Below are 8,616 nucleotides of genomic sequence, written 5' to 3'. Positions count from 1 at the left end.
CTGCCTTCGTCTGCCTCATGCTCAGGCAAGCTGAAAAGCTCATGACAGGTGCATAACACGCTCTAAGGAACTCTCCACTCTGCAGGCTGCGATGGCCTCGCTCCGGCGGGGCGTCGCAGGGTTCGGTCGCGCGATGGGCTCCCACGGCTGCACACGGACATTGAGGTCGGCCCGCATGGCCGACCGTCTGAACGCGTCTGGGCCATTCAGCCGGCTGCCGAGAACCGGATCTCCGCGATCCAATTTGCACCGGCCGGTTTCGACGGGGTGCGTCTCGGACAGAGTCTCCCACCGCGCTACGGTGAACACCGTAGGCATCGACCGGATAGTTCGATGACCGGCGACATATACTCTCTCAGGCCTTGGCAGTCGAAGTCAGGGCAGGAGAGCACGATGCGAGCAGTCGTCTACACTGGCCCACGCGATGTCGCTGTGCAGGACGTGCCCGACGCACCGATCGAGCGGCCGACCGACGTGCTGGTGCGGATCACGAGCAGCAACATCTGCGGCTCGGACCTGCACATGTACGAGGGCCGGACCGACTTCCCGCGCGGAGGCGTATTCGGGCACGAGAACCTCGGCCAGGTAGCCGAAGTGGGCAGTGCCGTCGATCGGGTGAAGGTCGGGGACTGGGTCGCCATCCCCTTCAACATCGGCTGCGGCTTTTGCAAGAATTGCGAGCGCGGCTTGAGCGCGTTCTGCCTAACCACGGCCGATCGCAGCGTCCTGCCGAATATGGCCGGCGCCGCTTACGGCTTCGCCGACATGGGTCCGTATCGGGGCGGGCAAGCCGACCTGCTGCGCGTTCCCTATGGCGACTACAATTGCCTGAAGCTGCCGCCGGATGCGGAGGAACGGCAAAACGACTACGTGATACTGGCCGACATCTTCCCGACCGGCTGGCACGCCACCGAACTCGCAGGACTACGTCCCGGCGAGTCGATCGTGATTCTACGGGGCCGGCCCGGTCGCCCTGATGGCGGCCCTCTCGGCGATGATCAAGGGCGCCAGCAGGGTGATGGTCGTCGATCGCCATCCCGACCGCCTGCGCCTCGCGGATACGGTCGGCGCCATGCCCATCGACGACTCGAAGGGCTCCCCGGTGGACCAGGTGCTCGCGTTGACGAACGGCATCGGGGCCGACCGCGGCTGCGAGTGCGTCGGCTACCAGGTGCACGATCCGCAGGGTCACGAGCACCCCAACATGACCATGAACGACTTGGTGAAGTCGGTGAAGTTCACCGGCGGCATCGGCGTGGTCGGCGTCTTCACGGCCCACGATCCAGCTCCGCAGGACCCGCTCTACAAGCAGGGCGAGATCGTTTTCGACCACGGCCTCTTCTGGTTCAAGGGTCAGACGATCGGCGTCGGCCAATGCAACGTGAAGGCCTACAACCGGCGGCTGCGCGACCTCATTTCGGCCGGCCGCGCGAAGCCGTCCTTCATCGTCTCGCATGAGCTTCGGCTGGGAGAGGCGCCGAAGGCCTACAAGCACTTCGACGCGCGCGACGACGGCTGGACCAAGGTGATCCTCAAACCCGCCGCCTCATCTGCCGGGGCGACCTGCCAAGCTGATCTCTAAGCCGGGCGGGCATCCGTTCGCCCGGCCCATCCGCCATTGCCCGGACGGGCGCGCGCGTGGGGACGCCATGCCGATCTACGACTACGCGTGCGACGCGTGCGGGCCGTTCACGGCCCTGCGGCCCATGGCGCAATTCCGCGACCCCTGTGCCTGCCCGGAATGCGGCGCTGGGGTCCCACGGGCAGCCTTGAGCGCACCGGCCATCATCGGCGGCAGCGCAGGTGGCCGCATCGCCTTCGCGGCGACCGAGCCGGGCGCATCCCCGGCGCGCCCGGCTTCGACCGCCCATCCCGCCGGTTGCGGCTGTTGCGTGCGCCGCTTGCCGCTCGCGGGCGCCCTGTCCGCGGGCGGGCGGGTCTTCACGGCGCATGGGCCGGTGCGGCGCGGCAGTTCGTGATGACGCCCGCATTCGGCTGCACGCATCCCCACTCCGACCGAGGAACAACCATGGCTTCCCATCCCCTCAACGGCCTGAAGGTCGCAATCCTGATCACGGATGGTTTCGAGCAAGTCGAGATGACCGAGCCGCGCAAAGCGCTCGATCAGGCTGGGGCCGAGACGCAGATCGTGTCACCGAAGGACGGCGCGGTGAAGGCCTGGAACTTCACGGAATGGGGCGATCAATTCCCGGTGGACGTGCCGCTAAACAGCGCTCGCCCCGATGACTACAGCGCGCTGCTGCTTCCGGGCGGCGTGATCAATCCCGACACGCTGCGCACGATTCCCGCGGCCGTGGCGTTCGCGAAAAGCTTCTTCGACGCGGGCAAGCCCGTCGCCTCGATCTGTCACGGCCCCTGGACCGTCATCGAGGCGGGCGCGGCGCGCGGGCGACGCATGACCTCCTGGCCGTTGCTCCAGACCGATCTCCGGAATGCAGGGGCCGATTGGGTGGATGAGCCGGTGGTCGTGGACGGCAACTTGGTCACCAGCCGCAAGCCCGATGACATACCGGCGTTCAATCGGGCGGTGATCGCGCTGTTCGCAGATGCGCGCGGGGGCGCTCGGCCCGCGTGAGCCGAGACGAACACGCGCGATCGCTCCAGGGCTATCGCCCTTCTCTGCGGCCGACCGGAGATCTGCGATGAGGCAAGCCGAGGTCTGTGTCCGTCCGTTCGGAGGCGTGCCACGCCGGGGCGTCAGCCTCGCGCTGACCGGATTTCTCATCCTCGCGGCTGTCGGTGCCGCAACGGTTGTGCGGGCCGCCCCCCCGGGACACGCGCGAGATCGCCCTGCCCGGGGAGGCCGCGTATCCCGAGAGCATCACGGCCACCGCGGATGGCACCCTCTACGTCAGCAACTTCGCGGGCGGCGGCGTCATCCGAATCGCGCCGGGCGCGTCCTCGGGTGAGGTCTGGATCGCGCCCGGCGCGTTCGCGACGCGCTCGACCTTCGGCGTGCTCGCCGACGAGGCGTCGGGCACGCTCTGGGTCTGCTCGAACGATCTCTCGGCACTCGGCATCCCGGGACCCAGAGACGTGAAAGGCGCTTCGCTGAAGGGCTTCGACCTGAAGACCGGCGCCGGCAAGATCAGCGCGCCGTTCCCCGTCAGCCCGGCCATCTGCAACGACATCGCGCTCGGACCGGACGGGGCGGCCTACGTCACAAACACGCCGGGACCGCAGATCCTGCGGCTGACGCCCGGCGCGCAGACGCTGGAGGTCTGGAAAAGCGACCCGCTTCTGGCGCCTGAGGGCGAGGATGCCGGGCTCGACGGCATCGCCTTCGGCACCGACGGCAACCTCTACGTCGATACGTTCACCAAGGCCAAGCTGTTCCGGATCGACGTGAAGGACGGGCAGGCCGGCGCGGTGACGCGGTTGACGCCCTCGCGTCCGCTGGTCCTCACCGACGGCCTGCGGCCGCTCGGCGACGGCGCCTTCCTCCTGGCCGAGGGCGGCGGCCGGCTCGACCGGATGACCGTCTCAGGGGATACGGCCAAGGTGGAGGTTCTGCGGGACGGCATCGCCGGCGGCGTCACCAGCGCCGCCAAGGTCGGTGCGACGGCCTTCATCACGGTCGGGCAGCTCGCCGTCATCACCGAGCCGGCGCGGAAGGGGACCAAGCCCGCACTCCCGTTTCGTGTCCTGGCGGTGCCGCTGACCGCGCGTTGACGGCTGCGGCCGCGCGAGGATTTCGAAGCGCACCGCCTGCGACTGCCCGCCCGTATTCGGCTCGCTCTTGAAACCGTGGTTCGTGGCATGGCCGCAGGAGGGCACACCATGCGTCGTATCCGTTCGTCGACCCTCGTCCTGTCCGCCGGCGTCGCGACAGCAACCATTCTCTCCGCCTGGCCGGCTGCTCGGCCCGCACGGGCCGCCGACTCGGCCTGTGACGGTGGTACGGGCGGCCTGAGCCTGCCGGCCGGCTTCTGCGCGACGATCTACGCCGACGGGATCGGCCATGCCCGGCACATGGCTGTGGCGGCCGACGGCACGCTCTACGTCAACACGTGGAGCGGCGTGTACTACAAGAACGACACCCCGCCGCCGGGCGGCTTCCTGGTCGCGCTCAAGGATTCCAAGGGCGACGGCAAGGCAGACGTCACGGAGCGCTTCGGCGAGAGCCCCGCCAAGGGCGGCCATGGCGGTACCGGATTGGCGCTGTTCCAGGGGGCGGTCTACGCCGAGATCAACGACCGCATCATGCGCTATCCCCTCAAGACAGGCGAGGTGGCGCCCAGGGCTGCAGGCGAAGTCGTCGTCTCCGGCCTGCCGGTGACGGGCGACCACCCGATGCACCCCTTCGCGATCACGCCGAAGGGTAATCTTCTCGTCGATCTCGGCTCGGCGACGAATGCCTGCGAAGTGAAGAACCGCGTTCCGGGTTCGATCGGCCGCGAGCCCTGCACCGAGAAGGAGACCCGCGGCGGCATCTGGCGTTACGACGCGCAGGGGCGTGATCAGAGGTTCTCGCCCGCCGAGCGGTACGCGGCCGGCATCCGCAACGGCGAGGGCATCGCGCTCGACGCGCAGGGCCGAGTGTTCGCGACACAGCACGGGCGCGACCAGCTCCACGAGGACTGGCCGAAGATGTACACGGCCAAGCAGGGCTACGAGCTGCCCTCCGAGGAGGTGGTCGAGCTGAAGCCGGGCGCCGATTACGGCTGGCCGGAATGCTACTTCGACCCGGCGCAGGAGAAGCTGGTGCTCGCCCCCGAATACGGCGGCGACGGCGGCCGCACGGTCGGGCTCTGCGCCGACCGGCAGGGCCCGGTGGCGTGGTTCCCGGCACATTGGGCACCCAACAACATGAAGTTCTACGTCGGGATCGGTACAGGGAGGGCCTTCCCGCAAGCCTATCGCGACGGCGCCTTCATCGCCTTCCACGGTTCGTGGAACCGCGCGCCCGGCCCGCAGGGCGGCTACAGCATCGTCTTCCAGCCGTTCAAGGACGGCAAGGCCGCGGGCGACTTCGTGGTGTTCGCCGACGGCTTCGCCGGACCCGTGAAGGAGCCGGGCCGGGCCGAGTACCGGCCGTCCGGCCTCGCGGTCGGACCGGACGGGTCGCTCTACATCTCTGACGACGTGAAGGGCCGCATCTGGCGCGTCACCTATACGGGCGGTGACCCGAGCGCGGCTGTCGCGGCCGCGCCGAGCCCGCAGAACGTCGTGACCGCGTCCACGGAAGTGGCCCCGCCGGAGGGCCGGCACCCGGATGCCGGCCGTACGGTCGCGGCGCTGCCGGTGCCGAAGGGCGCGACGCGCGAGCAGGTCGCGCTCGGCGACCGCATCTTCCACGGGGAAGTGGCCGACGCGACGTGCGGCGGCTGCCACGGTTCGGACGGCCGGGGCTCGCCGGTCGGGGCCGATCTCACCAGCGGCCACTGGCTCTGGAGCGACGGTAGCCTGGCGGGCATCGAGCGCACGATCGCCGATGGCGTGCCCGAGCCGAAGGAACACCAGAACGCGATGCCGCCCATGGGCGGCGTGGAGCTGTCCCAGACCGACCTGAAGGCCGTCGCGGCGTATGTCTGGGCTCTGGGCCATAACGGGAAGTGATGGGCCAGAGCCCAGGGCGCGCCCACGCTGGCCAAGGGGGTTGAGATCGGAGTGTTCAGCCCCTCGACGCCAGCGTCGAGGGGCTCTGCAGCCAGTGCGGCAGGCCTGCGCCCCCGCCGGTCATCGATCGTCGAGAGACGCTTTGAGGCGCTCGGCTGCCTGTCTGGACGAGGCCGGGTTCTGACCGGTGATCAGCAACCCGTCCCCGACCACGTAGGGCTCCCAGTCGCCGGCCCTGGAAAACACGCCGCCCTTCCGCTTGAGCTCGTCCTCGACGAGGAAGGGGACCACCGCGGTCAGGCCCACGGCCTCCTCCTCGGTGTTCGTGAAGCCGGTGACGGCCTTGCCGGCGACGAGCGGCTGGCCGTCGGGCGCCTTGGCATGACGCAGGACGCCGGGGGCGTGGCAGACGAGGGCGACCGGCTTGCCGGCCCGGAGCGTCGTCTCGATCAGCCGGATCGAGGCGGGGTCCTCGGCGAGATCCCACAGGGGACCATGCCCGCCGGGATAGAACACCGCGTCGAAGCCCTCGTGGGTGACGCCGTCGAGCCGGACCGTGTTCGACATGGCGGCGTTGGCCTCAGGGTCCGCCTCGAAGCGCCGGGTCAGGTCGGTCTGGAAGTCCGGCTCGCTGCTCTTGGGATCGAGCGGCGGACGCCCGCCCTTCGGCGAGACGAGGACCATCTCCGCGCCGGCATCCTTGAACACGTAGTAGGGCGCGGCGAGTTCCTCCAGCCAGAAGCCGGTCTTGCGGCCGGTGTCGCCGAGCCGGTCGTGGGAGGTCAGCGCCATCAGGATCTTCATGGTCATTCTCCGGGGCTGGTCTGGGTCAGTCGTCCTGGATGCGGGTACCGTCTTCCGGTGCTGATGGAGCGCAGAATCCGGGTCCACGGGTCCATCAGGGATTTCGGGTCTGCCAGCTCCCGCCAGCGTCGGCCTCAAGCTCCTCCCGCAGATACGGCGCCGTTCGGCTTGCCGACGCCCGGGCCACCACCACGGGGCGGCCCGCCGCCACGATCGTGCCACCCAGGCTTCCGGCGCCGGGCCCCACGTCAATGACGTGATCGGCCCCCGCCACGACGCGCATGTCGTGTTCGACCATGACGACCGTGTTGCCCGCATCGACCAAGCCGTTGAGCTGGAGCATGAGGCGATCCACGTCGGTCGGGTGCAACCCGGTCGTCGGCTCGTCGAGGACGTAGAGCGTGCCCCCGCGCTGCCCCCTCTGCAATTCGGTCGCGAGCTTGATCCGCTGCGCTTCCCCGCCGGAGAGCTCAGTCGCCGGCTGGCCCAGGCGCAGGTAGCCGAGGCCGAGATCCCGCAGCACGAGGAGCGGCCGCAGCACGGAGGGCTCGTCCGCGAAGGTTGCGCAGGCGCGCTCGACGGTCAGCCCGAGCACGTCCGCGATGGTCAACCCGTTCCAGGTGACCGCCAGCGTCTCCGGCGCGTAGCGGGACCCGTGGCAGGTCGGACAGGGGGCGTAGACGCTCGGCATGAACAGGAGTTCGACGCTGACGAAACCCTCGCCCTCGCAGGCCGGGCAACGGCCTTTCGCGACGTTGAACGAAAAGCGGCCGGCGTCGTAGCGGCGCCGGCGTGCCTCGGGGGTGGCGGCGAACAGTTTGCGGACGCCGTCAAACAGGCCGGTATAGGTCGCGAGGTTCGAGCGGGGCGTGCGCCCGATCGGTTTCTGATCGACCTGGACCAGACGCCGGACCCCGTCCATGCCGCCGACGATGCGCCCTTCGGTCGGACCCGGCACCGCGTCGAGGGGATCTTCCGGCTCGTCGTCCGTGTCGATCGGCCGGCCGAGGCGGTCGCCGACGAGGTCCAGCAGGGCTTGGGCGACGAGGCTCGACTTGCCGGAGCCCGAGATGCCCGTGACCGCGGTGAGACATCCCAGCGGGAACGCGACCGAGACGCCGCGCAGGTTGTTGCGGACGATCCCCTCCAGGCGCAGCCATCCCGCGGGCTCGCGCTGCGGTCGCAGCGGCGGCTCGGCGAGCCCGAACAAGTGCAGGCGCGTGCGCGACGCCTCCACCGCGCGCAGGCCCTCCGGCGGGCCACTGTACAGCACGGTGCCCCCGTGCTCGCCCGCCGCCGGGCCGACATCGACGAGCCAGTCGGCCCGGCGCATCGTGCCGATGTCGTGCTCGACGACGAACAGCGAATTGCCCGAGGCGAGCAGCCCGGCCAGCGCGTCGTGCATGGCGTCGCCGTCGGCCGGGTGCAGCCCCGCCGTGGGCTCATCGAGCACGTAGGCCACGCCGAAGAGCTGCGAGCGGAGTTGGGTGGCGAGGCGCAGGCGCTGCAACTCGCCCGACGACAGGGTCGTGGTCACCCGGTCCAGCGACAGGTAGCCGAGGCCCAGCTCCGTGAGCGTCCCGATCCGCTCGATGAGATCGGCGGCGAGGCGCTGGGCGGCGAGCCGCTTCTCGATCGAGAGGTTCGGGGTCGCGCGCACGTCCGGCGCCCCGGCATGAGCTGACGCCCCGGAGGCGGCACGCCGAGCCCGATCCCGCCGGCCCGCTTCGCGATCGAGCGTCCCGGACTCGGCGCTGGCGGCGGTGTCGTCATCGGGCAGCCGGTTCTCGGCGACCGGCCGCATCACCGCGGCGAGGTCGGCGAGCGGCATGCGCGACAGGTCGCCGATATCGAGGCCGGCGAAGGTGACCGAGAGCGCCTCGGGCTTCAGGCGCTTGCCGTGGCAGACGGGGCAGTCCTCGCTCACGAGGTAGCGCGCCGCCCGCCGGCGCATGAGCGCGCTCTGCGACTTGCTGAAGGTCCCGAGCACGTGGCGGCGGGCGCTCGTGAACGTGCCCATGTAGCTCGGCTCCAGGCGGCGCTGGCGGGCGCGCCGCGTCTGCTCCGGGGAGAGCCCGGCATAGACGGGCTCCTGCGGCTGGTCGTCCGTGAACAGGATCCAGTCCCGGAGCGCCCGCGGCAGGTCCTTCCAGGGCTTGTCGACATCGACCCCCCGGCTCACCAGGATGTCCCGCAGGTTCTGGCCGCCCCAGGCTTGCGGCCAGGCCGCGA

Annotated in this window: 7 protein-coding genes and 1 pseudogene; 6 read left to right on the top strand and 2 right to left on the bottom strand. The window is 70.0% G+C overall.

Annotated elements, in window-relative coordinates; translation table 11 throughout:
• Positions 1-333 precede the first annotated feature (333 nt).
• The 6 genes and pseudogenes from E4V01_RS26790 to E4V01_RS24840 form a co-directional block, all read left to right on the top strand.
• Positions 334-780: pseudogene (locus tag E4V01_RS26790) on the top strand (alcohol dehydrogenase catalytic domain-containing protein); the annotation flags it as partial.
• Between the two features lie 196 nt (positions 781-976).
• Positions 977-1,582, top strand: a complete 606-nt coding sequence (locus E4V01_RS26455; protein ID WP_245517706.1) for a zinc-binding dehydrogenase — start codon at positions 977-979, stop codon at positions 1,580-1,582.
• 67 nt (positions 1,583-1,649) lie between these two features.
• Positions 1,650-1,979, top strand: coding sequence for a zinc ribbon domain-containing protein (locus tag E4V01_RS24855; RefSeq protein ID WP_135300227.1), 330 nt, complete (start codon positions 1,650-1,652; stop codon positions 1,977-1,979).
• Positions 1,979-2,596, top strand: a complete 618-nt coding sequence (locus E4V01_RS24850; RefSeq protein WP_371688543.1) for a type 1 glutamine amidotransferase domain-containing protein — start codon at positions 1,979-1,981, stop codon at positions 2,594-2,596. The genes E4V01_RS24855 and E4V01_RS24850 overlap by 1 nt, the downstream gene beginning before the upstream one ends.
• Before the next feature lie 176 nt (positions 2,597-2,772).
• Positions 2,773-3,693 carry a hypothetical protein gene (locus E4V01_RS24845; protein WP_245517705.1) on the top strand — a complete coding sequence of 307 codons (921 nt, stop codon included), beginning with the start codon at positions 2,773-2,775 and terminating at the stop codon, positions 3,691-3,693.
• Positions 3,694-3,801: 108 nt separating this feature from the next.
• The gene (locus E4V01_RS24840; RefSeq protein ID WP_135300225.1) at positions 3,802-5,580 is read left to right on the top strand and encodes a c-type cytochrome; all 1,779 of its coding nucleotides are present in this window, start codon (positions 3,802-3,804) and stop codon (positions 5,578-5,580) included.
• 120 nt (positions 5,581-5,700) lie between these two features.
• Here the strand turns inward: E4V01_RS24840 and E4V01_RS24835 are convergent, their stop codons facing one another.
• Together E4V01_RS24835 and E4V01_RS24830 are read right to left on the bottom strand one after the other, a co-directional pair.
• Complete coding sequence (locus tag E4V01_RS24835; protein ID WP_135300224.1) at positions 5,701-6,384, bottom strand: type 1 glutamine amidotransferase domain-containing protein; 684 nt, start codon at positions 6,382-6,384, stop codon at positions 5,701-5,703.
• A 94-nt stretch (positions 6,385-6,478) separates the two neighbouring features.
• On the bottom strand, positions 6,479-8,616 hold a 2,138-nt coding region (locus tag E4V01_RS24830; RefSeq protein ID WP_135300223.1), incomplete at its 5' end, for an excinuclease ABC subunit UvrA.

The sequence above is a fragment of the Methylorubrum sp. Q1 genome, assembly GCF_004683995.1.
Lineage (GTDB): Bacteria > Pseudomonadota > Alphaproteobacteria > Rhizobiales > Beijerinckiaceae > Methylobacterium.
This window is presented reverse-complemented; position numbering and strand designations above follow the sequence as displayed.

Excerpts from the sequence above, each read along its gene's own strand:
- E4V01_RS26455 (WP_245517706.1), top strand. The coding sequence starts at position 977 with ATGGCGGCCCTCTCGGCGATGATCAAGGGCGCCAGCAGGGTGATGGTC.
- E4V01_RS24855 (WP_135300227.1), top strand. The coding sequence starts at position 1,650 with ATGCCGATCTACGACTACGCGTGCGACGCGTGCGGGCCGTTCACGGCC.
- E4V01_RS24850 (WP_371688543.1), top strand. The coding sequence starts at position 1,979 with ATGACGCCCGCATTCGGCTGCACGCATCCCCACTCCGACCGAGGAACA.
- E4V01_RS24840 (WP_135300225.1), top strand. The coding sequence starts at position 3,802 with ATGCGTCGTATCCGTTCGTCGACCCTCGTCCTGTCCGCCGGCGTCGCG.
- E4V01_RS24835 (WP_135300224.1), bottom strand. The coding sequence starts at position 6,384 with ATGAAGATCCTGATGGCGCTGACCTCCCACGACCGGCTCGGCGACACC.